This is a genomic window from Actinoplanes palleronii, from assembly GCF_016862315.1.
GTDB classification, from domain to species: Bacteria; Actinomycetota; Actinomycetes; order Mycobacteriales; family Micromonosporaceae; genus Actinoplanes; species Actinoplanes palleronii.
On record NZ_BOMS01000060.1, the window covers coordinates 41,490 to 67,757 of the forward strand.

At 71.4% G+C, this 26,268-nt stretch carries 25 protein-coding genes; 17 read left to right on the forward strand and 8 right to left on the reverse strand.

Annotated features, from left to right (window positions below; all coding sequences use genetic code 11):
- Window positions 1-148 precede the first annotated feature (148 nt).
- Window positions 149-1,783: an ABC-F family ATP-binding cassette domain-containing protein gene (locus tag Apa02nite_RS22450; protein ID WP_203826734.1), complete on the reverse strand. Its 1,635-nt coding sequence runs from the start codon at window positions 1,781-1,783 to the stop codon at window positions 149-151.
- 141 nt (window positions 1,784-1,924) lie between these two features.
- Between Apa02nite_RS22450 and Apa02nite_RS22455 the strand changes: the two genes are divergently transcribed.
- Entirely contained in the window at window positions 1,925-3,403 is a 1,479-nt protein-coding gene (locus Apa02nite_RS22455; protein ID WP_203826735.1) for a GGDEF domain-containing protein, read from the forward strand.
- Here the strand turns inward: Apa02nite_RS22455 and Apa02nite_RS22460 are convergent.
- Window positions 3,400-4,209: a PhzF family phenazine biosynthesis protein gene (locus tag Apa02nite_RS22460; RefSeq protein ID WP_203826736.1), complete on the reverse strand. Its 810-nt coding sequence runs from the start codon at window positions 4,207-4,209 to the stop codon at window positions 3,400-3,402. The genes Apa02nite_RS22455 and Apa02nite_RS22460 overlap by 4 nt on opposite strands.
- Window positions 4,210-4,320: 111 nt before the next feature.
- Between Apa02nite_RS22460 and Apa02nite_RS22465 the strand changes: the two genes are divergently transcribed.
- From Apa02nite_RS22465 to Apa02nite_RS22485, 5 genes are all read left to right on the forward strand, one after another.
- The gene (locus Apa02nite_RS22465; RefSeq protein WP_067688217.1) at window positions 4,321-5,745 is read left to right on the forward strand and encodes a sigma 54-interacting transcriptional regulator; all 1,425 of its coding nucleotides are present in this window, start codon (window positions 4,321-4,323) and stop codon (window positions 5,743-5,745) included.
- 2 nt (window positions 5,746-5,747) lie between these two features.
- Window positions 5,748-7,700, forward strand: a complete 1,953-nt coding sequence (locus Apa02nite_RS22470) for a vWA domain-containing protein (RefSeq protein ID WP_203826737.1) — start codon at window positions 5,748-5,750, stop codon at window positions 7,698-7,700.
- A gap of 90 nt (window positions 7,701-7,790) precedes the next feature.
- Entirely contained in the window at window positions 7,791-8,225 is a 435-nt protein-coding gene (locus tag Apa02nite_RS22475; RefSeq protein WP_203826738.1) for an SRPBCC family protein, read from the forward strand.
- Window positions 8,222-8,641 carry an EVE domain-containing protein gene (locus Apa02nite_RS22480; RefSeq protein ID WP_203826739.1) on the forward strand — a complete coding sequence of 140 codons (420 nt, stop codon included), beginning with the start codon at window positions 8,222-8,224 and terminating at the stop codon, window positions 8,639-8,641. The genes Apa02nite_RS22475 and Apa02nite_RS22480 overlap by 4 nt, the downstream gene beginning before the upstream one ends.
- Entirely contained in the window at window positions 8,638-9,084 is a 447-nt protein-coding gene (locus Apa02nite_RS22485; RefSeq protein WP_067688229.1) for a MarR family winged helix-turn-helix transcriptional regulator, read from the forward strand. The genes Apa02nite_RS22480 and Apa02nite_RS22485 overlap by 4 nt, the downstream gene beginning before the upstream one ends.
- Window positions 9,085-9,144: 60 nt before the next feature.
- Here Apa02nite_RS22485 and Apa02nite_RS22490 read toward each other — a convergent pair whose 3' ends face one another.
- Together Apa02nite_RS22490 and Apa02nite_RS22495 are read right to left on the reverse strand one after the other, a co-directional pair.
- A complete protein-coding gene (locus Apa02nite_RS22490; protein WP_239164479.1) occupies window positions 9,145-10,110 on the reverse strand; it encodes an AraC family transcriptional regulator in 966 nt (321 codons plus the stop codon).
- A 134-nt stretch (window positions 10,111-10,244) separates the two neighbouring features.
- Window positions 10,245-10,871, reverse strand: a complete 627-nt coding sequence (locus tag Apa02nite_RS22495; protein WP_239164480.1) for a maleylpyruvate isomerase family mycothiol-dependent enzyme — start codon at window positions 10,869-10,871, stop codon at window positions 10,245-10,247.
- Window positions 10,872-11,174: 303 nt separating this feature from the next.
- Between Apa02nite_RS22495 and Apa02nite_RS22500 the strand changes: the two genes are divergently transcribed.
- The 11 genes from Apa02nite_RS22500 to Apa02nite_RS22550 all read left to right on the forward strand — a co-directional run bounded on the left by Apa02nite_RS22500 (window position 11,175) and on the right by Apa02nite_RS22550 (window position 20,714).
- Entirely contained in the window at window positions 11,175-12,134 is a 960-nt protein-coding gene (locus Apa02nite_RS22500; protein WP_203826741.1) for an RNA polymerase subunit sigma-70, read from the forward strand.
- 181 nt (window positions 12,135-12,315) lie between these two features.
- Window positions 12,316-12,939, forward strand: coding sequence for a cardiolipin synthase ClsA (gene clsA / locus Apa02nite_RS22505; RefSeq protein WP_203826742.1), 624 nt, complete (start codon window positions 12,316-12,318; stop codon window positions 12,937-12,939).
- Complete coding sequence (locus tag Apa02nite_RS22510; RefSeq protein WP_239164481.1) at window positions 12,936-13,865, forward strand: DUF881 domain-containing protein; 930 nt, start codon at window positions 12,936-12,938, stop codon at window positions 13,863-13,865. The genes clsA and Apa02nite_RS22510 overlap by 4 nt, the downstream gene beginning before the upstream one ends.
- Window positions 13,865-14,197 (forward strand): small basic family protein, encoded by a 333-nt coding sequence (locus Apa02nite_RS22515; RefSeq protein WP_067688244.1) that lies wholly within the window; start codon window positions 13,865-13,867, stop codon window positions 14,195-14,197. Before Apa02nite_RS22510 ends, Apa02nite_RS22515 begins: the two co-directional genes overlap by 1 nt.
- A gap of 42 nt (window positions 14,198-14,239) precedes the next feature.
- Window positions 14,240-15,334 carry a DUF881 domain-containing protein gene (locus Apa02nite_RS51135; protein ID WP_239164482.1) on the forward strand — a complete coding sequence of 365 codons (1,095 nt, stop codon included), beginning with the start codon at window positions 14,240-14,242 and terminating at the stop codon, window positions 15,332-15,334.
- A 14-nt stretch (window positions 15,335-15,348) separates the two neighbouring features.
- Complete coding sequence (gene gcvH / locus Apa02nite_RS22525) at window positions 15,349-15,729, forward strand: glycine cleavage system protein GcvH (RefSeq protein ID WP_067688326.1); 381 nt, start codon at window positions 15,349-15,351, stop codon at window positions 15,727-15,729.
- 212 nt (window positions 15,730-15,941) lie between these two features.
- On the forward strand, window positions 15,942-16,394 hold the full coding sequence (gene odhI, locus Apa02nite_RS22530) for an oxoglutarate dehydrogenase inhibitor Odhl (RefSeq protein WP_067688247.1): 453 nt from the start codon (window positions 15,942-15,944) through the stop codon (window positions 16,392-16,394).
- Window positions 16,395-16,462: 68 nt separating this feature from the next.
- Complete coding sequence (ftsR, locus tag Apa02nite_RS22535) at window positions 16,463-17,140, forward strand: transcriptional regulator FtsR (protein WP_067688250.1); 678 nt, start codon at window positions 16,463-16,465, stop codon at window positions 17,138-17,140.
- A gap of 128 nt (window positions 17,141-17,268) precedes the next feature.
- Window positions 17,269-17,733 (forward strand): bifunctional nuclease family protein, encoded by a 465-nt coding sequence (locus tag Apa02nite_RS22540; RefSeq protein WP_067688253.1) that lies wholly within the window; start codon window positions 17,269-17,271, stop codon window positions 17,731-17,733.
- A gap of 187 nt (window positions 17,734-17,920) precedes the next feature.
- Window positions 17,921-18,469: a MerR family transcriptional regulator gene (locus tag Apa02nite_RS22545; RefSeq protein ID WP_067688256.1), complete on the forward strand. Its 549-nt coding sequence runs from the start codon at window positions 17,921-17,923 to the stop codon at window positions 18,467-18,469.
- Window positions 18,459-20,714 (forward strand): ATP-binding cassette domain-containing protein, encoded by a 2,256-nt coding sequence (locus tag Apa02nite_RS22550; protein ID WP_239164483.1) that lies wholly within the window; start codon window positions 18,459-18,461, stop codon window positions 20,712-20,714. Before Apa02nite_RS22545 ends, Apa02nite_RS22550 begins: the two co-directional genes overlap by 11 nt.
- On the opposite strand, the gene Apa02nite_RS22555 is transcribed toward Apa02nite_RS22550, so the two are convergent.
- From Apa02nite_RS22555 to Apa02nite_RS22570, 4 genes are all read right to left on the reverse strand, one after another.
- Window positions 20,680-21,912, reverse strand: coding sequence for an MFS transporter (locus Apa02nite_RS22555; RefSeq protein ID WP_203826744.1), 1,233 nt, complete (start codon window positions 21,910-21,912; stop codon window positions 20,680-20,682). The two genes, Apa02nite_RS22550 and Apa02nite_RS22555, sit on opposite strands and share 35 nt — an antisense overlap.
- Window positions 21,909-22,466: a winged helix-turn-helix domain-containing protein gene (locus tag Apa02nite_RS22560; RefSeq protein WP_203826745.1), complete on the reverse strand. Its 558-nt coding sequence runs from the start codon at window positions 22,464-22,466 to the stop codon at window positions 21,909-21,911. Before Apa02nite_RS22560 ends, Apa02nite_RS22555 begins: the two co-directional genes overlap by 4 nt.
- 55 nt (window positions 22,467-22,521) lie before the next feature.
- Window positions 22,522-24,474 carry an asparagine synthase (glutamine-hydrolyzing) gene (asnB, locus tag Apa02nite_RS22565; RefSeq protein ID WP_203826746.1) on the reverse strand — a complete coding sequence of 651 codons (1,953 nt, stop codon included), beginning with the start codon at window positions 24,472-24,474 and terminating at the stop codon, window positions 22,522-22,524.
- A gap of 349 nt (window positions 24,475-24,823) precedes the next feature.
- Window positions 24,824-26,089 (reverse strand): ABC transporter substrate-binding protein, encoded by a 1,266-nt coding sequence (locus tag Apa02nite_RS22570; protein ID WP_203826747.1) that lies wholly within the window; start codon window positions 26,087-26,089, stop codon window positions 24,824-24,826.
- Between the last annotated feature and the right edge of the window lie 179 nt (window positions 26,090-26,268).

A 26,268-nucleotide genomic window follows, 5' to 3' on the forward strand; every position in this document is an offset into this window, starting at 1 on the left:
GCGCAGGCGGTCCGCTTCCGCCCAACCCTTTTCCGGTACGGACACGGAGCGGCCGGGGTCTGGACCGGGGCGCGGCCCGGGCCCCGGGCTGGTCGTCAGGGGTGTCTCGAGGGTGGTGAGGCACCCCTGACAACCAGCCGGTAGCGGGTCAGCTGGTGACTGTGCCGGCGGTGAGGTCGAAGTGGCGGGTGGTGGTGACGGCCTCGAGCATGCGGCGGTCGTGGGTGACCAGCAGCAGGGTGCCGGTGTAGGTGGACAGGGCCGACTCCAGCTGCTCGATCGCCGCCAGGTCCAGGTGGTTGGTGGGCTCGTCGAGGACCAGCAGGTTCACGCCGCGGGCCTGGAGCAGGGCCAGGGCCGCGCGGGTGCGTTCGCCGGGGGACAGGGTGGCGGCCGGGCGGATCACGTGGGCCGAGCGGAGACCGAACTTGGCCAGCAGGGTGCGGACGTCGGCGTCGCTGAGGTCGGGGACCGCGGCACCGAACGCGAGCGACAGCGGCTCGTCGCCGAGGAACAACCCGCGGGCCTGGTCGACCTCGCCGACCACGACGCCGGAGCCGAGAGCGGCCGCGCCGGAGGTCAGCGGGAGCCGGCCGAGCAGGGCCGCCAGCAGCGTGGACTTGCCGGAGCCGTTCGCGCCGGTGATCGCGACCCGGTCGGCCCAGTCGATCTGCAGGGTGACCGGGCCGAGGGTGAACCCGCCGCGCTCGACGACGGCGTCGCGCAGGGTCGCCACCACCGCGCCGGCCCGGGGCGCCGTGGCGATCTCCATCCGCAGCTCCCACTCCTTGCGGGGCTCCTCGACCACGTCCAGCCGTTCGATCATCTTCTCGGTCTGCCGGGCCTTGGCGGCCTGCTTCTCGCTGGTCTCGCCGCGCAGGTTCCGGCCGATCTTGTCGTTGTCGGTGGACTTGCGGCGGGCGTTGCGCACGCCCTTCTCCATCCAGCCGCGCTGCATCCGGGCTCGTTCGAGCAGGTCGTCCTTCTTGCCGGCGTACTCCTCGAACTCCTCGCGGGCGTGCGTGCGGGCCCGCTCGCGCTCCTCGAGATAGGCCGCGTAGCCGCCGCCGAAGAGCTGGATCCGCTGCTGGTGCAGGTCCAGCTCGAGGATCTTGGTGACCGTGCGGGTGAGGAACTCGCGGTCGTGGCTGACCACCACCACACCGGCGCGCAGGCCGCCGACGAAGCGCTCCAGCCGGGCCAGGCCGTCCAGGTCGAGGTCGTTCGTCGGCTCGTCGAGCAGGTAGATGTCGTAGCGGCTGAGCAGCAGCGACGCCATGCCGGCCCGGGCCGCCTGGCCGCCGGAGAGCGCGGTCATCGGGTGTTCGAGGGCGACGGTCAGGCCGAGTTCGGCGGCGGTGGCCTCGGCGCGCTCGTCCAGGTCGGCGCCGCCGAGGTCGAGCCAGCGTTCGAGGGCCACGGCGTACCGGTCGTCGGCGCCGGCCGCTCCGGTGGCCAGGTCGTCGGCGGCGGTGTCCATGGCCTGCTGGGCGGCGGCGACGCCGGTGCGCCGGGCCAGGAAGTCCCGCACGGACTCCCCGGCGCGGCGTTCGCGTTCCTGCGGGAGGTAGCCGACGTTGGCGGTGGGCGGGCTGAGCGCGACACCGCCGCTCTCCGCGGGCAGCAGACCGGCCAGCGTACGCAACAGGGTGGTCTTGCCCGCCCCGTTGACACCGACCAGCCCGATCACGTCACCGGGGGCGACCACCAGGTCGAGTCCGGTGAAAAGGCTGCGGTCGCCGTGCCCAGCGGCGAGTTCCCGGGCGATCAGTGTGGCGCTCATCAGTCAGCCATCCTATGCAGTGCGCCGCTAAACCTTCAGAACGGGCGTCCATCTGTCGATGCACCTCCCGTGACGAGGCAGGGACGCAGGGTAAGGCCAGATCGTTCGGTACGCCGAGCGGCGCTCCGCCGTGACCCGGTCATGCTCACCGCGATCGCGTGGACCGCGCTCGGCGCCGTGCTGCTGTTCACCTTCGGCGGCGAGCCGAACTCCCAGGTCCGGGTCTTCTGGCTGTTCCAGCCCCCGCTGGACCTGCTGCTCGTCTACTCGTCCTGGCGGGTCTACCAGATCGCGACCGGGCCGATCCGCCGCTACTGGCGCCTGCAGACCATCGGCGCCTCGTTGTTCTTCTGCGGTGACGTGGTGCAGACCGGGTTCGCGCTGATCCGGCAGGACCAGTGGTCCACGGCCGGCGGCGACATCCAGTCCACCTGCTTCGCGGTCGGCCTCGGCCTGATCATCGTGGGCATGCTGATCCACCCGCTGCCCGGGCGCACCGCCCGGGAGTCGCTGGCGTTCTGGCTGGACTCGGCGACCGTGATGGTCGGTGGCGCCGTGGTGGCCTGGTGCTTCGCGGTCAGCCCGGACCACCAGGACAAGAACGCCAGCCTGGTCGGTTCGCTCGCGGCCGGCGCCGTCGTGCTGACCTCCGCGTTCGCCGCGGTGAAACTGATCCTCAGCGGGAACGCGCCGATGCACAAGGCGGCCGCCACCCCGATGATCGTCGCGGCGGTGGTCAACGCCGTCGGGCTGTTCGTGGCCCCGCCCGGCGCGCACGACTCGTTCCCGCCGCACGTCTACGTGATCCGGCTGCTCCCGTCGCTGCTGATCGCGATGGGGCCGCGCAACCAGGAGATCCTCGCGCGGTTCGACGAGACCGCGTTCGGCTCGCGGCGGCGGCGGCCCTACAGCCTGCTTCCGTACGGATCGATCCTGGTGGTCTTCGTGACCATGCTGGTGGTGTTGCCGAACGGGCTCGACACCCGGCTGTGGGGCGTGGTCACCGGTCTCGGGATCATCGTGGCGCTGGTGGTGGCCCGGCAGCTGGCCGCGTTCCACGACAACACCAGCCTGATCGACCAGTTGCGGGAGCACCAGGAACGGCTGAGCCACCAGGCGCTCTACGACGAGCTGACCGGGCTGGCGAACCGCGCGCACTTCCGCGAGGAGACCACCACGGCGCTGGACGGCGCCGCGCCCGGCACCGTCGCGCTGGTGCTCGTCGACCTGGACGGGTTCAAGGCGGTGAACGACACGCACGGCCACGGCGCCGGTGACCTGCTGCTCGCCGGGGTGGCCGAGAAGCTGCGCCAGTCGGTGCGCTCCGGTGACCTGGTCGCGCGGCTGGGCGGCGACGAGTTCGCGGTGCTGCTGCGCGACTGCACGGTCCGCGACGCCGAGCAGACCGCGCAGCGGATCCTGCGGTCGATGGGTGACCCGATCGAGGTGGGGGAGACGGCGGTGCGGGCCAACGCCAGCATCGGCATCGCCTGCGTGGGTGAGGGTGACGACGACGTCCGGTCGCTGCTGCACGACGCGGACATCGCCATGTACACCTCGAAGCACCAGGGCAAGGGCACCTGGAACCGCTACGAAGCGGGAATGGTGCTCAGCCACTAGACGATCGGCACGGCCGTTCCGCTGACCCGGACACCGGGCTCGCCCGGGACCAGCCGCACGGTGATCCGGCTCGGGCGGCCCAGGTCGTCGCCCTGGCGCAGGTCCAGGGTCGCGTCGTCGCCGACGAGGCCCAGCTCCCGCAGGTACCCGCCGAACGCCGCGGCTGCCGCGCCGGTCGCCGGGTCCTCGTAGACCCCGCCGATCGGGAACGGGTCGCGGACGTCGAAGGACGTCTCGCCGGCGCGGAACACCAGCTGGATCGTGGTCCAGCCGCGCTCGGTCATCAGCGCCGTCATGGCCGGCACGTCGTAGTCCAGGCCGGCGAGGCGGGCCCGGCTGGTCACCGCGATGATCGGGTGGTGGGCGCCGGCGTACGCGACCCGTGGCGGCAGGGCCGGGTCGAGGTCCGCGGCCGGCCAGCGCAGCGTGCCGAGCAGCGCGGCCAGGTCCGCGTCGGCCAGCGGCGCGACCCGGGTGGCGACGCTGGTCAGCGTGGCGACCCCGGTGGTGTCGACGGTCACCGGCACGTCGCCCACGTTCGTCACGAACACGTGGTCGCCGGGGCCGAGCGCGACCGCGGTGGCCACCGTCGCGTGGCCGCAGAACGGGATCTCGGTGAGCGGGCTGAAGTACCGCACCCGGTACCGGTCACCGGCCTGCTCGGTGATGAACGCGGTCTCGGAATAGCCCAGCTCAGCGGCGATCTCCAGCATCCGGGAGTCGTCGAGGGCGGAGGCGTCCAGGACCACGCCGGCCGGGTTGCCGCCGGCCGGGTCTTCGGTGAATGCCGCGTACCGATCAATCATGGGGAAAGCGTGCGCCGCTGCCGCCGCCTCGGCACAGAGCCAATCTCGCGGCCCTGGCCGCGTTGCCGATCACAGTCGTCGTTGTCCGGTCTCCGGAGTAGCGTTCCTGCGGTGACTGAGGGGCTGACCACGACCACTTCTGAACCTCCCGCCGACCTGCCGCGCACGCTGGGCGAGCTGCGTGCCACCGGGCACGAGTTCCGCACCGTCAAGGAAGAGCTGCGCGACAACCTGCTCCACCGGCTCCGCTCCGGCGAGCCGCGTTTCCCCGGCATCGTCGGTTACGACGACACCGTGCTCCCCGAGGTCGAGCGGGCGCTGCTCGCCGGCCACGACATGGTCCTGCTCGGCGAACGGGGCCAGGGCAAGACCCGCCTGATCCGGGCCCTGGCCGGGCTGCTGGACGAGTGGACGCCCGTCATCACCGGCTCCGAGCTGCACGAACACCCGTATCATCCGCTCACCCCGGCCAGTCGCCGGCTGGCCGCCGAGGCCGGTGACCTGCTGCCGATCTCCTGGCTGCACCGCTCCGAGCGGTACGGCGAGAAGCTGGCCACCCCGGACACCAGCGTCGGCGACCTGATCGGCGACGTCGACCCGATCAAGGTGGCCGAGGGCCGGGCCCTGGGTGACCCGGACACCATCCACTTCGGTCTGGTGCCGCGCACCAACCGGGGCATCTTCGCGGTCAACGAGCTGCCCGACCTGGCCGAGCGCATCCAGGTGTCGCTGCTCAACGTGCTCGAGGAGCGCGACATCCAGGTCCGCGGCTACAAGCTGCGGCTGCCGCTCGACCTGCTGCTGGTCGCGTCGGCCAACCCGGAGGACTACACCAACCGGGGCCGGATCATCACCCCGCTCAAGGACCGGTTCGGCGCGGAGATCCGCACCCACTACCCGGTCGACCTGGAGCTGGAGACCGCGCTGATCCGGCAGGAGGCGGCACTGGTCGCGTCCGTTCCGGATCACCTGATCGACGTGCTGGCCCGGTACACCCGGGCGGTCCGCGAGTCGTCGTCGGTGGACGCCCGCTCCGGCGTCTCGGCCCGGTTCTCGATCGCCGCGGCGGAGACCGTGGCGGCGTCCGCGCTGCGCCGGTCCGGGCTGCGCGGCGAGCGCGAGGCGGTGGCCCGGATCTGCGACACCGTGTCGGTGACCTCGACGCTGCGCGGCAAGGTCGAGTTCGAGAGCGGTGAGGAGGGCCGGGAGACCGAGATCCTCGGGCACCTGCTGCGGGTGGCCACCGCGGAGACGTTCCGGGACCGGCTGGCCGGCCTCGACCTGTCCGGGTTCACCGACCTGGTCGCCGAGGGCGCGATCATCCAGACCGGTGACCTGGTCAGCGCGGCCGACCTGCTGGCGCAGATCCCGACCGTGCCGGGCCTGGCCAAGGTGCTCGACCGGCTGGGGCTCGGTGACGCGCCGAGCCCGGGGCAGGCGGCGTCCGGGATCGAGTTCGTCCTGGAGGGGCTGCACCTGACCCGGCGGCTGGCCAAGGAAATGACCGACGACGGCCGCACCCTGTACGGGAGCTGATCGTGGCCGGCAATGTTTTCCGCTACGGCGCGTGGCGGGACGGGCCCGATCCGCTCGCCCCGCCGTACGACGTGCGCGCCGCGGTCGACGAGATGGGCGAGCGGGTCCTGCGGGGTGACAACCTGCGCGACGCGCTGCGCGACCTGATCCGGCGCGGCCCCCGCGAGGGCCGTGGCCTGGACGAGCTGCGCGACCGGGCCCGGCGGATGCGGCGTGACGCGCTGCGCCGGGGCAACCTGGACGGCGCGGTCACCCGGGCCCGGCAGATGCTCGACCAGGCCCTGGCCGCGGAGCGGGACACGCTGCGCGCCCGGGACGACATGGACGCCCGCTTCAACGAGGCGGTCCTGGACAACCTTCCCCGGTCCACCTCGCAGGCGGTCTCGGAACTGTCCGACTACCAGTGGGCGTCACCCGAGGCGAAGGCGATCTACCAGCAGATCCTCGACGGACTGCGACAGGAGATCGTCGAGCAGCGGTTCGCCGGGATGCGCCAGGCCCTGCAGAACGGCGACTTCGCGGACGTCTCGGCGATGGTGGGTGACCTCAACGACCTGCTCGCCAAGCACGCCCGTGGCGAGGACACCACCGACGCGTTCCGCGAGTTCATGGCGAAGCACGGCCAGTTCTTCCCGGACGACCCGCAGAACGTCGACGAGCTGATCGACTCCCTCGCCCGGCAGGCCGCCGCGGCCGAGCGGCTGATGCGCTCGCTCAGCCCGCAGCAGCGCGAGGAGCTGCAGAGCCTGATGGACCAGGCGCTCGGCGACGGGCCGCTGCGCGGTCAGCTCGCCGAGATGTCCGACAACCTGCGGGCGCTGCGGCCCGGCCTGAACTGGGGCCGCGGCGAGCGGATGCGGGGGAGCGAGGACCTGGGCTACGGCGACGCCGCCGCCGCGCTGGGCGAGATCGCCGACCTGGACGAACTGCTCGACCAGCTCGGTCAGGAGCACCCGGGCGCGACCCTGGACGACGTCGACGTCGACGCGGTGGAGCGCCAGCTCGGCCGGGCCGCCGCCGACGACGTGCGGCGGCTGCGGGAGCTGGAGCGCGAGCTGCGCAAGCAGGGCTGGGTGGAACGCGACGGCGACGGGCTCACCCTGTCGCCGAAGGCGCTGCGCCGGCTCGGCCAGACCGCGCTGTCGAAGATCTTCCAGGACGTCGGTGGCAAACGCGGCGAGCACGACATGCGGGACGCCGGCGCGGCCGGTGACCTGATCGGCTCGTCGCGGCGCTGGGAGTTCGGCGACGACCAGCCGCTGGACGTGGTGCGCACGATCGGGAACGCGGTCCGGCGCCGGGCCGCCTCCCGCGACGTCGCGACGCTTCCGGTACGCCTGGAGCCGGACGACTTCGAGGTCGCCGAGACCGAGCGCCGGTCCTCGGCGGTGGTCGCGCTCTGCGTCGACCTGTCCTACTCGATGTACGCCGACGGCCGCTGGGGCCCGATGAAACAGACCGCCCTGGCCCTGTCCCAGCTGGTCGCCACGAAGTACCCGCAGGACGCCCTGCAGATCATCGGCTTCGGCAAGTACGCCGTGTCGCTGTCCCAGGGCGAGCTGGCCGGGACCGAGCCGACCATGGAGAAGGGCACGAACCTGCAGCACGCCCTGAAACTGGCCGGCCGGCACCTGCGGCGGCACCCGGGCGCCGAGCCGGTGGTGCTGGTGGTCACGGACGGCGAGCCGACCGCGCACCTGGAGGACGACGGCGAGGCGGTGTTCTGGTGGCCACCGCTGCCGGAGACCGTCGAGGCCACCGTGCACGAGGTGGACCAGCTCACCCGGTACGGCGCGACGCTCAACGTGTTCATGCTCGGCGACGACCCGGGCCTGCAGCGGTTCGTGGCCGGGGTGGCCCGGCGCAACGGCGGCCGGGTGTTCAGCCCGGACGCCGACGAGCTGGGCCGCTACGTGATCGACGACTACGTGCGGGCCAGGCGCGGCCGGCGCTGAGCTGGAGGGAAGCCGGGGAGATCACTCCCCGGCTTCCTGCTTTTCCGGGGGCGGCTTGACGGGCATATACTAAGCGCGCATACTAATTGCATGAAGACGATCGCCACCGCAGAGGTCACCACCGACGTCCCCGCCGCCGCGTTCTTCGAGCGCTGGGCCGACATGGCCACCTGGCCGGAGTGGAACCTCGACACCGACTGGGTCCGCCTCGACGGCCCGTTCCAGACCGGTGCGACCGGCGTGCTCAAGCCCAAGGGTGGTCCGAAGACCCGGTTCGTCGTCGCGTCCCTGATCCCCGGCCGGGAGTTCGTCGACGTCTCCCTGCTCGCCGGCGCCCGGCTGACCTTCCACCACCTGGTCGGCACCGCGGCCGACGGGCGTAACACGGTCACGGTCCGGGTCACCCTCGAGGGCCCGCTCGCCTTCTTCTGGAACCTGGTGCTCGGCAAGGACATCGCCGCCGGGCTGGCCGGCGACCTCGCCCGGCTGGAGCAGGCCGCCCGCACGGCGGGGGTGACGGCGTGAACCACTGGCTCGGTGTGGTGTGCCGCGACCACGTCCGGCGGGCCACCGAGCGGGGGATCGCCCAGCTCGGCCACGGCAAACGCCCCAACCTGGCCCGGCTCGCCGCCGGTGACTGGCTGGTCTACTACTCGCCGCGGACCAGCCTGCGCGACGGCGAGCCGCTGCAGGCGTGCACCGCGATCGGCCGGGTCGCCGACGACGAGATCTGGCAGGCCGACGAGGGTGACTTCCACCCGTGGCGGCGCCGGGTCGACTACCTGCCCGGCGCGATCGAGACGCCGATCAAGAGTCTGCGGCTCGACCTCACCGGCGAGCCGAACTGGGGTTATCAGCTGCGCCGGGGCCTGGTCCCGCTGACCGGGCAGGACTTCGACGTGATCCGCTCGGCCATGCAGGCCCCGGGTGTCCCGGCATGAGCCTGGCCACCCGGCACGACGGCGCCGACGACAGCACGGGTCTGCTGATGTGGCAGGTCACCAACCGGTGGCAGGCCGCGCAGCGGACCGCGCTCAAGCCGTTCGACATCACCCACGTCCAGTTCGTCCTGCTGGCCACGCTGACCTATCTCGGTCATGCCGGGCCGGTCACCCAGAAGACGCTGGCCGGGATGGCCGCCACCGACCCGATGATGACCTCCCAGGTGCTGCGGGCACTGGAGGGCCGGGGTCTGGTGCACCGGCCTCCGCACCCCGACGACGGGCGGGCCCGGGCGGTGGCCGTCACGGAGGACGGCCGGGCGCTGGCCAACCGGGCCGTGGTCGCGGTGGAGGCGTGTGATCAGGCGTTCTTCGCCGGTCTCGGCGCGGCGCTGCCGGCCTTCACCGCCGCGCTGCGTACCGTCCGCGAGACCGCGCCGTAAAGGCCGCGCCGCTCTACCTGCGCACAGTCCGCGAGACCGCGCCGTAAGGGCCGCGCCGCTCTACTTGCGCAGCGTCTCCGAGGGGGAGATGGCATAGCGCTCCCGGTACGCGGCGGCGAACCGGCCCAGGTGGGTGAACCCGTAGCGGTACGCCACCTGAGCCACCGTCGTCTCACCCGGGTCGGCGGCGCGCAGCCCGTCGTGGACCAGCGCGAGCCGGAGCTGCCGGAGGTAGGTCATCGGGGGCATCCCGACGTACCTGGCGAAGCTCTGCTGCAGTGCCCTGGCACCCACCCCGGCGATACCGGCGAGATCAGCCACCGTGAACGGGCGGCCCGGCTGCGCCCGCATCGCCTCGACCACCCGCCGGATCGCGCCCGGCGCGGCCAGCGCCGGCGTGTGCCGGTCCAGCGAACCCCGGTGCCGATGGTCGGTGGCCAGCAGCAGGCCGGTGACCAGCGCCTCCCGCATCCGGGCGCCGATCACCGGGTGCGCGGTCAGCCCGTCCGGGTGGACCGCGTCACCGGTGACCAGCCGGACCAGCCGGGCCCAGCTCGCGCCCGGCCCGCTGCTGACGTCCAGCATCGGGCCGAGGTCGATCGGGCCGCGCACCGGACGGTCCAGCATCGCCTCCAGCTGGGTCTCCAGCTCGGCCCGCCCGATCTTGACGGCCAGGAGCCGGCAGTCGCCGTCCCACTGGTCGACCACGGTGTCGCCGACCGGCTGGTACACCGCCGCGGTCTTCCCGGCCAGCGCCTGCTGAGGCTCGTCGCGGCCCTGATGCCAGTGCATGGCGCCGGTCAGCGGCAGGTTGACGTGGTACGCGCCCAGCTCGCCGGCCCGGATCCGGACGTCCACCCCGAACTCCAGGTCGCCGAGAGTGACCGTGTCGGTGCCACCGACCGCGAACCGGGCCGCCCAGCCCGGCGCCGGCCGGAGCACCTCCACATCGAGCGCGTAGAAGTGTTGTTTCAGGATCGCCCGTGCCTCGTCGACGTCGGTGATCTGGAGTGTTGTCGGCCGCACGCTATACAGCCTGACCGGTGAACTGACACACCGCCAATCAGTGTAATTCGCGCCTCACCACACTGTGTGAGCGGTTTGTGCGCCTTTAGCGGTATACCGCTCGCGCTTTTTCGGTGCGGACCGCGTTCGTTCCATCACAGTCCGGTGCTGAAACGGGCCGCCGGATCGCCGGTGAGCAGTCCGGCCGGCAGCCGCCGCCCACAAACGACCATGAGTAGGTCCTGGCCACGCCCGTGCAGTGGCGCGCCCTCGCCGAACGTCCAGTCCTGGTCGGTGGCGACCAGCCGCACCCCGGACAGGTCGGTGCCGAAGTAACCGACACTCCGCGGCGTCATTCCCCCCAGAACCAGCGCCATCCGCGTGATCGGCACGGTCCGCCCGGGGTCGAGGGCGAGGCTGAGGTCCAAGCCGTGGATCACGTCGTGCGACAGTGCGCCGGCCGCCCCGCCACCCGGCGGCGACCACGGGTGCTCCGCGTTGTCCCGGATCGCGGTGAGCAGTTGCGCGGAACTCATCGCGGCGGCGTCGCGGCGCGCGGCGCGATCCAGCATCCGGTCGTAGTTGCCGCCGGAGCGCGCGAAGTCCAGCAGGAACCGCAGCGTCGACGTGCGGAACGGCAGCGTCATGTGCGCCACCACCTCCCGGACCCGCCAGCCGGCGCAGAGCGTGCCCGCGTCCCACTGCTCCGGCGTCAGCCCGGCCAGCAATCCGGCCACCTCGGTGCGCTGCGCGGCGATCTCGGTGCGTACCTGGGTCTGCATCTCGTCTCCCTCCGGGCACGCCCGCGGCGCGCTCCGCAAGGACATACGACCGCGCGGCGCCGGATTAATCGGTCCGCTGTTTTTCTCCGGTACGACTACGGAGCGCGCGTCCGCAGGCCACGAGCCACGTCCCGCCCGTGAGGCCGGCGCGACACCGCCGCCACCCCGGACCGCGGCGCGGGTTCTGGCGCCGGCTGGTTTGCAGGGGTGTCTCCGTACCCCTGAGGCACCCCTGAGGGCCAGCCGGAGCCTGGGGGCGCGCAGCGGCCGGGAGGGGCGGCGGTGTCGCGTTAGGGTCGGTGCGTGGAGGAGGCGCTGGCGGAGCTGCGGACCGAGCTGACCGGGTACTGCTATCGGATGCTCGGCTCGGGGCACGAGGCCGAGGACGCCGTGCAGGAGACGTTCGAGAAGGTCTGGCGGGCGGCCGGCCGGTTCGACGCCGAGCGCGCCTCCCTGCGGACCTGGGTCTACCGGATCGCCACCAACGTCTGCGTCGACCTGCTGCGCGGTGCGGCCCGGCGGGCGCTCCCGGTCGACCTGAGCCCGGCGAGCCGGGCCGGGGAGCCGTTCGGGACGCTGCTGGCGGCCGGGGCCGAGGTGCGGCCGGTGCCGGACCGGCTGGTGCTCTCGCCGGATCCGGCGACGCTGGTGGTGCGGCGGGAGAGCGTACGGCTGGCGTTCGTGGCGGCGCTGCAGCACCTGCCGGCCCGGCAGCGCTCGGTGCTGATCCTGCGGGACGTGCTGTGCTGGCCGGCTGCCGACGTGGCGGAGCTGCTGGCGACGTCGGCGGCGTCGGTGACCAGCGCGTTGCAGCGGGCCCGGGCCACCCTGCGCGAGGTCGCGCCGCGGCCGGGCGCCGTGTTCCGCCCCGCCGACGCCGGGCAGCAGGATCTACTGAAGCGGTACTGCACCGCCTTCGAGAGCCACGACGTGGCCGGGCTGGTGGCGCTGCTGCACGAGGACGCGACCACGTCGATGCCGCCGTTCGCCTGGTGCCTGCGCGGCCGGGACCAGATCGGGCTGGCGATGGCGGCGCCGGAGGCGGCCTGCGTGGGGCACCGGCTGGTGCCGGTGGTGGCGTCCGGGCAGCCGGCGTTCTGGCAGATGCGGCCGGCCGGGGACGGGTTCGCGCCGTTCGCCCTGCTGACGCTGGACATCGTGGACGGCCGGGTGGTGAACACCACCACCTGGCTGGAGACGACCGGGTGGGAGCTGCCGGTGCCGGTGGCCCCGTCGCTGTGGACCTTGTTCGGGACGGTCTGACGGCCGTCCGTCGCCGGGCATGGTCAGATGCCTAGCCTCCTAGGATGGCTTAGGGGGTGTGGCGGCCGTGACTGCACGTCGGCAACCGGTAGGCAGGTGGTTATAGTGGCTCGGCGAGCGGGCCGGACCACCACGTCCGGGTCCGCGTGTCAATACTGGCGGGGGAGAGGAAGGCCCGGCGATGTCGCAGCAGCCTGCGCCGTCCATCGAGACCTCCAACCGGATCTTCACGATTCCGAATGTGATCAGCTTCTTCCGGCTGCTCGGGGTCCCGCTCTTCCTCTATCTGCTGCTCGGCCCGCACCACGACGTCGCCGCCGTGATCGTGCTGATGATCGGCGGCACCACCGACTGGGTCGACGGCTACGTGGCCCGCCGGATGAACTCGGTGTCCCGGCTCGGTGAGCTGCTCGACCCGTTCGCCGACCGGCTCTACATCCTGGCCACCCTGGTCGGTTTCACCATGCGCGACGTGGTGCCGTGGTGGTTCACCATCGCGCTGCTGTCGCGCGAGGCGGTCGTCGGGGTGGCACTGCTGATCCTGCGCCGGCACGGCTACGGCCCGCCGCCGGTCCACTACGTCGGCAAGACCGGCACGTTCATGCTGCTCGGCGCGTTCCCGATGATCCTGCTGGCGTTCGCGGTGCCGTCCGTGGCGGGCTGGGCCGGGCCGTTCGGCTGGGCGATGGCCTGGTGGGCGCTCGGGCTGTACTGGTGCGCCGGCGCGCTCTACCTCTTCCAGACCGCGCAGCTGCTGCGCGCCGACCGGGACGGACCGGGCGCGGCGCCGGCGGTCGCGCCGTGACCCGGCCGGTGGCCGGCACGCCGGACCCGGACGGCCCCTCGAGCGGCAAACGGACGTACGGCCCGGACTTCCTCACCGCCCTGTTCCAGAACCCGCTCGACCCGGGGTACGCCGACGCGGCCGCCCGCCGCGCCGAGGGTTTCCGGCGCACCGGCACCCGCAGGCGCGTGACGAACGCCGTGGCCCTGGTGACGCTGGTCGCGGTCGGTTTCCTGCTGGTGGTCGGCTATCAGCAGACGATCGACGACGCGCCGGGCCGGACCAAGACCCGGGACGCGCTGATCGACCAGGTGCAGAGCCGCCGGGAGCAGGCCGAGACCCTGCAGGCCCGGGCCGACCTGCTCGCCGATCAGGTCGCCGAGCTGCGCAAGCGTGAGCTGGGTGGCGCGGCGGTGGCCGGGATCCGCGCGCTGGAGGCGGCCACCGGGCTGGCCGCGGTGCGCGGCTCGGGCGCGAAGATCGTGCTGGCCGACGGGCCGACGTCGGTGGACGCGGTGACCGGTGAGCGGCACACCGAGGGCCAGGTGAAGGACACCGACCTGCAGCTGGCGGCGAACGCGCTGTGGTCGGCCGGGGCCGAGGCGATCGCGGTCAACGGGTACCGGCTGACCGCGACGTCGACGATCCGGCAGGCCGGTGAGGCGATCCTGGTCGACACCCGGCCGGTGACCACGCCGTACCAGGTGGTGGCGATCGGTCCGGCCGATCTGTCGTCCGACTTCCGCAACGGGTACGCCGGGAAGTTCTTCCAGACGTTGTCGACCCAGTACGGCCTGTCGTTCGACACCGCCAAGGTCCGTAACGTCACCCTGAACGCGGCGCCGGAGCTGAAGCTGCGGTCGGCGTCGCCGAGTACCCCTCCACCCGCTCCGTCGGGTTCCTCGTCCGCGCCGGCACCGTCCGGTTCACCGTCGGAAGGCGGCTGATGATCGCCGTACTGGCCCTGCTCGTGGGTGTCCTGCTGGGCATCGTGTTCCATCCCTCGGTGCCGCAGGAGCTGGTGCCGTACCTGCCGATCGCGGTGGTGGCGGCGCTGGACGCGGTGTTCGGCGGGTTGCGCGCCAAGTTGGACGGGATCTTCGACGACAAGCAGTTCGTCATCTCGTTCATCTCGAACGTGCTGGTCTCCGGCCTGATCGTGTACCTGGGCGACCAGCTCGGGGTGGGTCCGCAGCTGTCCACCGGCGTCGTGGTCGTGCTCGGCGTCCGGATCTTCGGTAACGTCGCGGCGATCCGCCGGCACCTCTTCCGGGCGTAGTGACCCGGGTGCGGACGCCGGGCTGAGCAACGTGGGGACTCGATGACCGACCGCGACGACAACGGGCGCGACCAGACGACGCCGGGCTTCGGCCTGCCCACGGCGGGGCGCCAGCCGCCCGCCGCGGAGGGTGCTGCGCCCAGCGGGCCGGCCGTGGAGGAGGAGACGGCGTATCCGGTGCCGCCGGGCGGGGCGGTCGAGGAGGCGACGGCTCACCTCGTACCGGAGGAAAAACCCGCGGATCCGGTGGCGGACGTCGATCTCGCGCCGGAGCCGACGGTCGAGCTGCTGGCCCGGAGCACTCGGGAGAGTGAGCCGGTCGCCGAGGAGATATCGCCCACGTCACCCGATTCGCCGATGTCCGACACGCCCGAGCCTGCTACCCGCGAAAGTGATCTTGATCGCGGGGCGGTGCCCGCCGCACCGGAGGTCGCCGACAAGAGGGCGGGGCTCAAGCGGCCGGCGCCGGCCGGGACGTTGATCTGGGTGCTGCTGGCGCTGTTCGGTTTCACCCTGGTGGTGCAGCTGCGCAGCAACGACGCCGACAGTGGCCTGTCCACCATGCGCCAGGAGGACCTGGTGCAGATCCTGAGCGACCTGGAGGCCCGGGACAGCCGCCTGAACAGTGACATCGAGGCCCTGGAGCGCAGCCGTCAGCAGCTCACCTCGGGTGTCGCGGGCCGCGAGGCGGCGCTCGAGGAGGCGAACAAGCGCAGCCAGGAGCTGGGCCTGCTGGCCGGGACGATCGCCGGTCGCGGGCCGGGCCTGGAGATCGTGCTGGCCAAGGTGAAGGCGTCCGACGTGCTGAACACGGTGCAGGAGCTGCGCGGCTCCGGCGGCGAGGTGATGCAGATCGGCGGCGCCGAGGGGACCGCGGTGCGGATCGTGGCGTCCACCTACTTCGTCGATGCGGCCGGTGGTGGAATCATCGCTGACGGTGAACGTCTGACGGGTCCGTTCCGGATTCTGGTGGTCGGTTCGCCGGACACCATGCGGCCGGCGCTGCAGATCCCGGGCGGGGTGGTGGCGTCGGTGAAGAGCGACGGCGGTAGCGTGACCATGGACTCGCGCTCCATGGTCGAGGTGACCGCGGTGCGTAAGGCGACAGCCTTGCAGTACGCGCGTCCGGTTTCGTGACTACGGAGGAAGTGTTGATTCCTGAGGATCTGCGGTACACCGCGGAGCACGAGTGGGTCGCCGGCGACGGCAGTGGCCCCGTGCGGGTGGGGATCACCCACTTCGCGCAGGATGCGCTCGGTGACATCGTCTACGTGCAGCTGCCCGACGAGGGCACGGTCGTGCAGGCCGGTGATTCGCTGGGCGAGGTCGAGTCGACCAAGAGCGTCTCGGAGATTTACGCACCGATCGCCGGCACCATCGTGGCCAAGAACGACACGCTGGGCGACGAGCCGGAGCTGATCAACGCCGAGCCGTACGCGGCCGGTTGGCTGGTCGAGATCGCACCGGCGGATCCGTCGGTTCTCGAGGGGCTGCTGGACGCCGCGGCGTACCAGGCGCTCACCGAGAGCTGAGAGACTGCTGGGCATCGACTGAGATCTTCCGGCCCGCCCGTGTGTCCGGTTGCCCTGCGATATTGGCGCTGACTAGGCTCGCGGAACGTAATAACAACCGTTATCCCTTTGAAACCGATAGTCGTGCGTCGGGCCTTGATGGCCTCGGCGAGGTCGTTACATCACGACCTTGCCGGTCGAGGCGACGACCAACTGATCCGTGAGGTGGTCCGATGACGCGCCCAGACGACGAGTTCCCCCCGCTCGACGTCACGTCCACGCTGAACCTTGGCGCCCTCGACGAGGTGCTCGAGGGTCCGGAGACAGACGTGGTGCCCAGCCGGATGTCCGGCTCACTGCCGCCCGGAATGGCGCTGCTGGTGGTTCGGCGCGGGCCGAACGCCGGCGCCCGCTTCCTGCTCGATCACGACGTGACGACCAGCGGACGGCACCCGGACAGTGACATCTTCCTGGATGACGTGACGGTTTCCCGCCGCCACGCCGAGTTCCACCGTGACGGGGGCGTGTTCACCGTCCGCGACGTCGGTTCCCTCAACGGCACGTACGTGAACCGCGAGCGGGTCGAGGCGGCGACGCTGAGCAACGGCGACGAGGTCCAGGTCGGCAAGTTCCGTCTGGTGTTCATCGCCGGCCCGCGGCCGGAGGGCGAGGGCGGCCGGGCGTGAACCCGTCGGGGGCGGCGGCACGCGACCCGGGGGCCTCGCGCCCCCAGGGCGGGCGCGAGACTGCGCTGATGAGCATCGGGGAGGTGCTGGCCCATCTGCGTTCCGAGTTCCCCGACACCACGATCTCGAAGTTGCGGTTCCTGGAGGCGGAGGGTCTTGTCGACCCGCAACGCACCGCCTCCGGGTACCGCAAGTACTCCTGGAACGACGTGGCCCGGCTGCGGTTCGTGCTGACCGCGCAGCGGGATCAGTACCTGCCGCTGCGGGTGATCCGGGAGCAGCTGGACCGGATGGAGCAGGAGCAGCAGGAGCCGGTGGTGCCGCAGCGCCCGACGCTGGTGGCGGTCGGCACGCAGCGGGCCGCCGACCCGGCCGACGCCCGGATCCCCAAGGACGACCTGGTCGAGCGGACCGGGGTCGACGAGGGTCTGCTGGCCGAGCTGGAGCAGATGGGCCTGGTGGTGGCCCGCCCGCCGGGGTGGTACGACGCCGACGCGGTGATCATCGTGCAGGCCGTGGTGGGGCTGACCGAGTACGGCCTGGAGGCCCGCCACCTGCGGGCGTTCCGCAACTCGGCCGACCGTGAGGTGGGCCTGTTCACCCAGTTGCTGGCGCCGATGGTGCGTCAGCAGGACCCGGCTGCCCGGGCCCGGGCAGCCGAGACGGCGCGTGACCTGCAGGCGTTGTCGCAGCGGCTGCACGCGGCGCTGGTTCGCACCGGCCTGCGCGGCGAACTGGGTCGCTGAGCCGGTTCCGGCCTACCCTGGGCGGGAGCGTCCCGCGTGGGGCGGATCCACACCGTGTGCGTGTACGGTGCAGAGTAAGGGGCGGCCGTCTCGGGGCGGCGGAAATACAACGAACACGGAGGCGGGCGGTGCGCGAGCTGAGCGTGGTCGGGGTCCGGGTGGAGCTGCCCAGCAACCAGCCGATCGTGTTGCTGCGAGAAGTCGATGGCGACCGGTATCTGCCGATCTGGATCGGTGCGGTGGAGGCGACGGCGATCGCCTATGAGCAGCAGGGTGTGAAGCCGGCTCGGCCGCTGACGCACGACCTGCTGCGAGACATCCTGACGGCGTTGAAGGCGCCGTTGAAGGCTGTCGAGATCACCGAGTTGAAGGACAACGTCTTCTACGCCGATCTGCTGATCGGTGACGACGTGCGGGTGTCCGCGCGGCCGAGTGACTCGATCGCCCTGGCGTTGCGGGTGGGTGCGCCGATCCGGTGCGCCGATCAGGTGCTGACCGAGGCCGGCATCGTGATCCCGGACGAGCAGGAGGACGAGGTCGAGAAGTTCCGTGAGTTCCTCGACCAGGTCCGACCGGAAGACTTCGCGGGTTAGTCGACACAGAGCCGGTTAAGTCCGAAACGCCGAGGAGGTAACGCTCCTTCGGCGTGTCGTTCCTCCGAACGCGGCGTGTCGTGCCGTTACCTCCATGTTTCACCCGTGACTGAGATATACGCTCGTGAAGTCCAGGTGAACCGGCACCGCCCACATCACAATTGGTGGGCAGCGGGGAGGTAGTCGCGTGCACGAGCAGCCTGTTGAAGGCCCACTCGTCGGCGAGGACGGCTCGGTCGGCTATCGGGGAGTGACGGCCTGCCAGGCGGTGGGCATCAGCTACCGCCAACTCGACTACTGGGCGCGCACCACGCTGGTGGTGCCGAGTGTCCGGGACGCGTCCGGGTCCGGCACGTCGCGGCTCTACTCGTTCCGCGACCTGGTGGTGCTCAAGGTCGTGAAGCGGCTGCTGGACGCCGGGGTGTCGCTGCAGAACATCCGCCGGGCGATCGACACGCTGCGCTCGCACGGCGTCGAGGACCTGGCCGGGATCACGCTGATCTCGGACGGGACCACGGTGTACGAGTGCCGTTCCCCGGAGGAGGTCGTCGACCTGCTGCAGGGTGGTCAGGGCGTGTTCGGCATCGCGATCGGCGGTGCGTTCAAGGAGATCCAGGGTTCGTTGTCGCATCTGCCCGCCGAGCCGGCCATGCCGCACCCGGTCGGGGAGTCGATCCAGGAACCGTCGGCAGGTGACGAGCTCGCGGCCCGGAGGGCCCGCCGGCGTGCTGGCTGATCCTGACCGGCACGATCTGATCCAGGTTCGCGGGGCGCGGGAGAACAACCTGCACGACGTGTCGCTGGACATCCCGAAACGTCGGCTGACCGTCTTCACCGGTGTCTCCGGTTCCGGCAAGTCCTCGCTGGTCTTCGGCACCATCGCGGCCGAGTCGCAGCGGCTGATCAACGAGACGTACCCGGCGTTCCTGCAGTCGTTCATGGGTAGTCCGGCCCGGCCGGACGTGGACGCCCTGCACCATCTGAGCGCCGCGATCGTGGTGGACCAGGAGCGGATGGGCGCGAACGCGCGTTCGACGCTGGGGACGGCCACCGACGCGTACACGATGTTGCGGATCCTGTTCTCCCGGCTGGGTGTGCCGGGGGCGGGCAGCGCGCTGGCGTACTCGTTCAACGCCGAGGGCATGTGCGCGCGGTGCGAGGGGCTGGGCCGGGTGTCCAGCATCGACGTCGACCAGCTGGTGGACCGGGACAAGTCGATCAATCAGGGCGCGATCATGGCGCCGAACTTCAGCGTCGGCGGCTGGTACGTGCGCGGCTTCGCCGACTCCGGGCTGTTCGACCCGGACGTCCCGTTGCGCGAGTTCACCGCGGGCCAGTGGCAGGACTTCCTCTACAAGCCGGCGACCAAGATGCGGATCGCCGGGGTGAACACCACGTACGAGGGGCTGGTCCTCAAGGTCCAGCGGATGTACCTGGCGAAGGACCGGGAGCCGGCCCAGCCGCACATCCGGGCCTTCGTGGACCGGGTCGCCACGTTCACCACCTGCCCGGAGTGCGCCGGTGCCCGGCTCAAACCGGCGGTGCTGGAGTCCCGGATCGCCGGGCGCAACATCGCCGAGTGCGCCGCCATGCAGGTCAGCGACCTGGCCGGGTTCCTGGCCGAGGTGCGCTCGCCGTCGGTGGCGCCGGTGGTGGCGACCCTGCGGCACACCCTGGAGTCGCTGGTCGAGATCGGACTCGGTTACCTCTCGCTGGACCGGGAGTCGGCCACCCTGTCCGGTGGCGAGGCGCAGCGGGTCAAGATGGTCCGGCACCTCGGCTCGTCGCTCACCGACGTCACGTACGTCTTCGACGAACCCACCGTCGGCCTGCACCCGCACGACATCCAGCGGATGAACGGCCTGCTGCGGCGGTTGTGCGACAAGGGCAACACGGTGCTGGTGGTGGAGCACAAGCCGGAGACGATCGCGATCGCCGACCACGTGGTCGATCTCGGTCCCGGCGCCGGTCCGGCCGGGGGCCGGATCCAGTACCAGGGTTCGGTGGCGGGCCTGCGCGCGTCGGACACGCTGACCGGTCGTTACCTGGGCCATCGGGTCGGTGTCAAAGCCGTGTGCCGGGAACGGACCGGTGAGCTGCCGATCCGGGGCGCGGCCACGCACAACCTGCGCGACGTCGACGTCGACATCCCGCTCGGCGTGCTGACCGTGGTCACCGGGGTGGCCGGTTCCGGCAAGAGCTCGCTGATCTACGGCTCGCTGCCGCGCCGCGACGGTGTGATCGTCGTCGACCAGTCGGCGATCCGCGGGTCGCGGCGCAGCAACCCGGCGACGTACTCCGGGCTGCTCGACGCGGTCCGCACCGCGTTCGCCAAGGCCAACAAGGTCAAGGCCGCGCTGTTCAGCGCGAACTCCGAGGGCGCCTGCCGGCACTGCAAGGGCATCGGGCTGGTCTACCTGGACCTGGCCATGATGGCCGGGGTGGCCACCGTGTGCGAGGAGTGCGAGGGCCGCCGGTTCACCGCCGCGGTGCTGGAGCACCGGCTGCGCGGCCGCGACATCAGCGAGGTCCTCGCCATGCCGGTCAGCGAGGCCCAGGAGTTCTTCACCGAGAAGGCCGCGCGCACCGTCCTGGACCGGCTCGCCGCGGTCGGGCTCGGCTACCTCACCCTCGGCCAGCCGCTGACCACGCTGTCCGGCGGTGAGCGGCAGCGGCTGAAACTGGCGGTGAGGATGGGCGGCAGCCCGGCCACCTACCTGCTCGACGAGCCGACCAGCGGCCTGCACCTGGCCGACGTCGACCAGCTCCTCGAGCTGCTCGACCGGCTGGTCGACGCGGGCAACACGGTGGTGGTGATCGAGCATCACCTGGCCGTGATGGCGCACGCCGACTGGCTGATCGATCTCGGTCCGGGTGCCGGGCAGGACGGCGGCCGGGTGGTCTTCACCGGCACCCCGCAGGAGCTGGCCGACAAGGGCGACACGCTCACCGCTCAGCATCTGCGGGAGTACGTGCGCTGACCAGCGGCGGCGCGTGCCGGACCGCCCGGCTCACGGTCGCCAGCACCGCGGTGAGCAGCATGAACCCGGACAGCGCCCACACCGCGCCGGTCGGGCCGGCCCGGTCGAGCAGGTATCCGGCGGCGAGCGAGCCGATCGGCAGCACACCCCAGGACAGCGTCATCGAGACGCTGTTGACCCGGCCGAGCAGCTCGTTCGGCACCAGCGTGGTGGTGTAGGTGCCGATCACGACGTTCCACATCGGCCCGACGAACGCGGTGGCCGCGCCGATCAGCCCGAGCTGCCACGGCGCGCCGGCGACCGCGAACAGCGGCAGCAGCGCCACCCACACCCAGTTCACCCCGATGATCACCGCGCGGGGCGAGAAGTGCCGGTGCAGGCGGGTCGCGGCGATCGCGCCGAGCAGCCCGCCGCCGCCGTAGATGCCGAGCATCACCCCGATGGTGGCCGGTCCGGCGCCGCCCCGCTGGGCCAGCACCACCAGGACCAGGATCAGCGCCTGGAAGACCAGGTTGCTCGCGGCGACCAGCAGGATCGCGGCCCGGATCAGCGGTTGCCGCCACACCCAGCGGAACCCGGCGGCGATCGATCGGCGCAGCGGTTCCTCCGGCGGTGGCGCCGCGCTGTTCAGGTCGCGGCGCACCCACAGCATCGCGGCCGCGGCGACCAGGTAGGTGATCCCGTCGACCAGGAACGGCCAGGCCTGCCCGGCGCCGAAGAGCAGGCCGCCGAGCGGTCGTCCGGCCAGGCCCGCGCCGCGGCCGCGGGCCTCGTTCTGCGCGATCGCGGCCGGCAGCTGCGCCGCCGGCACCACCCGGGGCAGGGCGGCGCGTTCGGCGAGGCCGACGAAGACGAAACAGATTCCCTGTACGAACGCGACGGCGCACAGGTGGGTCACGCCCAGCCGGCCGGACCAGATCGCCACCGGCACGGTGAGCATGGTGAGGCCGGCGAGCACCGGCGCGAGCAGCAGGATCCGGTGCCGGCTCCACCGGTCCACCAGCGGCCCGGCCGGCAGGTTCGCCACCAGGTACGGCAGCATGCGGGCCGCACCGACCAGCCCGGCGTCCCTCGGCGAGCCGGTGGTGGCCAGCACCAGCAGCGGTGTCGCGGTCGCGGTGATCGACGCGCCGAGCTGGGACACCACCTGGCCGGCCCAGAGCGCGGTGAAGTCCCGGTTGCGCCAGAGCGCGGTCATGACGCTGACCGGAAGGCGTGGAACAGCACGGTGACGTATGCGCTGCCCGGGGTCTCCTGGCCGGGCTCGCGTTGCCAGCGTTTCAGGAACGCGATGTACTCCTCGCTGAACTGCCGCAGCTCGTCCGGGGTGAGCTTTGCCCCGCCGTAGGAGTGCATGGCCGCCTCGGTGAACGGGTCGCCGGCGACCCGGTTCGTCAGGTGGTCGTGCAGCTCCTGCTGGCCGCGGTCGATCCACTGCCGGCCGAGCGCGCGGGCCGCCTCGGCGACCTCGGGATCGGCGGCGCCGCGCGGCAGCCGCAGGTCCTGCGGGACGGCCCGCCAGTACCGGCGGCGCCCGGCGGAGCGTTCGACGTCCTCCTCGACGAACCCGAACCGTTCGAGTTGGCGCAGGTGGTAGCTGGTCGCCCCGCGGTCGGCGCCGAACGCGGCGGCCAGGTCGGCGGAGGTCGCCGGGCCTTCGTGCTGCAGCCGGGTGAGCATCTGCTGGCGCAGGGAGTGGGCGAGGGCCTTGAGGGCCCCCACCTCCAGGATGCGTGGTGCCACGTCACTCATGCTTGAGAAGATAACTTTGCAAAGATTTCTTCTCAAGTGGGGTGGTCGATGTTTCTCAGAACGCGGCGGTCACCTGCTCGGCCGGCGAGGCGATCGGGCGGGGCACGCCCAGCGGCCGCGGGGTCAGGGCCGGCGACGGCACGGCGATGGTGCGCTCGACGTGGATGGCGTGCCAGAGGCAGAACATCGCCACCGTCCACACCTTGCGGGACCGGTCGGCGGTGCCGGCCCGGTGTTCGGCGAGCAGGCCGCGGGCGTACTCGAGGTCGAGCAGGTGGCCGGTCTGCGAGGTGGACAGCAGGTAGTCGACCCAGTCGCCGATCTGGCCGCGCAGCCACAGCCGGGTCGGTGTCGGGAAGCCCAGCTTCGCGCGGTCGCGGACCGACTCGGGGACGATGCCGCGCATCGCCTCGCGCAACGCCACCTTGGTGGACTTGGTGCCGTGCGGCAGCTTCAGCTCGGTGGACAGCCCGGCCGCGGCCGCGTACACCTGCTGGTCGAGGAACGGCACCCGCAGCTCCAGGCTGTGCGCCATCGACATCCGGTCGGCCTTGACCAGGATGTCGCCGGTCAGCCAGGTGTGCAGGTCGACGTACTGCATGGAGGCGACCTCGTCGACGTCGGCGGTCTCGGCGTACAAATGGGACGTTATCGCGGTGTGCGGCTCGGCGGTGAACCGCATGATCCGGGCCTTCTCCTCCGGATCGAAGATCCGGGCGTTGCCGTAGTAGCGCTGCTCGATCGGGGTGGTGCCGCGCTCCAGGAACGAGCGGCCGCGCACGCCCTCCGGCAGCACGTGCGCCAGATGGTTGAGGCCGCGCTTGAGGCTCGGCGGCAGCTTGTCCACGGTCGCCAGCGACAGCGGCTCGCGGTAGATGGTGTAGCCGCCGAACAGCTCGTCCGCGCCCTCACCGGAGAGCACCACGGTGACCTGCCGGGACGCGGTGCGGGCCAGGAAGTACAGCGGGATCAGCGACGGGTCGGCCACCGGGTCGTCGAGCAGCTGCACGATCCGGGGCAGCTCGGCGAGCACCTGCTCGTCGGAGACCACGGTCGGGGTGATCGGGATGCCGAGCTGCCGGGCGGTGTCCTGGGCGATCTCGATCTCCGAGTAGCCGTCGGCGGCGAACCCGCAGGTGAACGCGTGGATGCCCGGCCGGGCCTCGGCGGCCAGGGCGGCGACCGCGGACGAGTCGACGCCGGAGGACAGGAACGTGCCGACCGGGACGTCCGCGTTCAGGTGCTTGCGGACGCTGTTGCGCAGCGCGTCCTGGATCGCCTGGTGCGCGACCTCCGGCTGCAGCCGCAGCGGGCGCAGCGACGGGCGGAACCAGCGGGTCTCGCGGACCCCGCCGCCGGGCGTCCAGACCAGCCGGTGCCCGGGGGCGAGCCGGCGGATGTGCCGGTGCAGGGTGCGCGGGTCCGGTACGTACTGGAACGTCAGGTAGTGCCCGAGCGAGTCGGTGTCCAGGGCGCCGCCGGCCGGGGCCGCGAACGGGTCCAGGGCCTTCTTCTCGCTGGCCAGCCACAGCCCGTCGGCGGTCTCCAGGACGTAGAGCGGCTTGATGCCGAACGCGTCCCGGGCCGCGTGCACGGTGCCGGTGCGGTGGTCGTACGCGACGAACGCGAACATGCCGCGCAGCCGGGGCAGCGCCGCCTCACCCCAGTAGTGGAACGCGGCGGCGAGCACCTCGGAGTCACCCTCGGTGGTGAACCGGGCGCCGTGGTCGCGGATCAGCTCGGCGCGCAGCTCCTGATAGTTGTAGATCTCGCCGTTGAACACCACCGACCAGCGGTCCGCGTAGGTCAGCGGCTGCACCGAGTGCTCCCGGTCGACGATGGCCAGCCGGTTGAAGCCGAGGGCGTAGCCGTCGCCGTACCGGATCTGGGTGTCGTCCGGCCCGCGGTGCCGCATGCTCGCCAACGCGGTGGCGAAGGCCGCCGCGGTCGCCGCGTCGAGCGGCCCGGCATCGGACCGGCTGCTGAAATACGCACTCAGACCACACATGAGGCCTCCTCGTTTCCGTTCGAGGAGGCGAACCTAGGGTCGGGGTGTGAAGAACCTGTGCGGATCCTGCGGGCTTCCGTTCCCGCATCGGATCCACCGGCAGTCCTTCACCAGTTCCTCATGATCTCCCGGGTTCGAGTCCGGCCCGGCCCACTCCATGCCTGACCTGCGTGTTCATGCCACTTCGCCCACGCGGCGTTTTACATCGATTTGCTCTCTGAGCAAGGGTCGCTGCTGGGTGAGCCCTACCCAAGCGGCTCGACCGCAAGCTGCGCGAACTGCGATTCCACCTGGATCGCCGCGCGCCTGCGCGGCCCGGTGCGCGATGGGGTGCGAGGCGCACGCGTCGTCACTTGCCCGGGTCGGCGGGCTGGTATCCGGCGTAGGCCGCGGCGACCGACTTCAGGAACCGGTCGATGCCGCCGTCCTGAACGAATGCCGCCAGCGCTGTGTCGATCTCGGCGCTCCGCCTCGTGTCCACCGCCACCCCGTGGGTCGCCGAACCGACCGTGACCGTGGCCGGGTCCTGCCAGGCCGACAACGCGGTGGCCAGGTAGTCGGTGTATTTCGACTTGTCGCTGTCGAGGCGGGCCGGTAGGGACCGCTTCTGCTCGCTCAGCAGATCCTGGCCGTCGGGCGCGGCGCACGCGGCAAGCCACTTCTCGCCCGCGGCTCGATGCGGGGCGCCTTTCGCCAGCGTGAACGCGTCGGACAGGAAGTTGAACACGCCGCTGGTGCCCGGTGACACCACCGCGTCGTAGTCCGTCTTGAACGTCAAGCCTTTCGTCCGGCCCAGGTAGGCATCGGCCCAGTCGCCCATCACCGTGTAGGCGGCGGTGCCGTCGATCACCTTGTCGAGTGCTGACTGCCAGTCGCCGCCGAACGTCTTGATGTCCGAGTCGGCCAGTACCTCGCCGAACATCACCATGGCCGCGCGGACCTCCGGTGCGAGCCAGCTGGTCTTGCCGTTCCACAGCCCGGTGTACCTCGCGGCACCCAGCTCACCGAGCAGGACGTTCTCCAGTAGATGCTTCTGTGTCCACCCGGGACCGATCGACAGGGGGACGATTTTTTTCGCCTTCAACGTATTGGCGGTCTTCAGGAAATCCGACCAGGTCGTCGGTGGCGTGGCGATGCCAGCTTTCTTCATCGCTTTCACGTTGTACCACAACAGGTTGGAGCGGTGGATCGTCACCGGGACGGAATAGATTTTCCCCCCGATGGTGATGGCGTCGAGGAGCGCCTTGGGGAACTTGCTCTTCCAGCCGTTCTGCTCGTACAGGTACGTCAGTTCCTCGAGCTTTCCGGCCTTGATGTCGCTCGTCTGCTCGAGCCCGGCGTGAACCTGGTACGAGTCCGGCGGATCGTCGGCTTCCAGCCTGCTCGCGAGCACGGCCCTGGCGTTGCTGCCCGCGCCGCCGGCGACCGTGGCATTGACGAATTCGATGTCCGGATTAACGCTCTGGAAATATCCGATGAGCGCATCATAACCCTCCTTCTCACCGGGCCCCTCCCACCAGGAGAAGACCTCGACCTTGTCGGGCTGGTTCGATTCGCCGCTCCCGGCCCCGGCTGAACAGCCCGAGACGACGGCCAGTAAAACCCCTGCGGCCAAGCAGATCGAACGTCGGCGCCATCGCATAGCATTCTCCAAGGAGCAGACTGCCAGGCGGGTCGTCCCGGTCAGCACACCGATTCCGGCTCGCCAAGCGTAATAGGCGAGAGAATTGTAGGCCGGGCAACGGCTTATCTCCGCGGCTCTGCTGCCGATGGAGTGTCGTCAGGAACAGATGA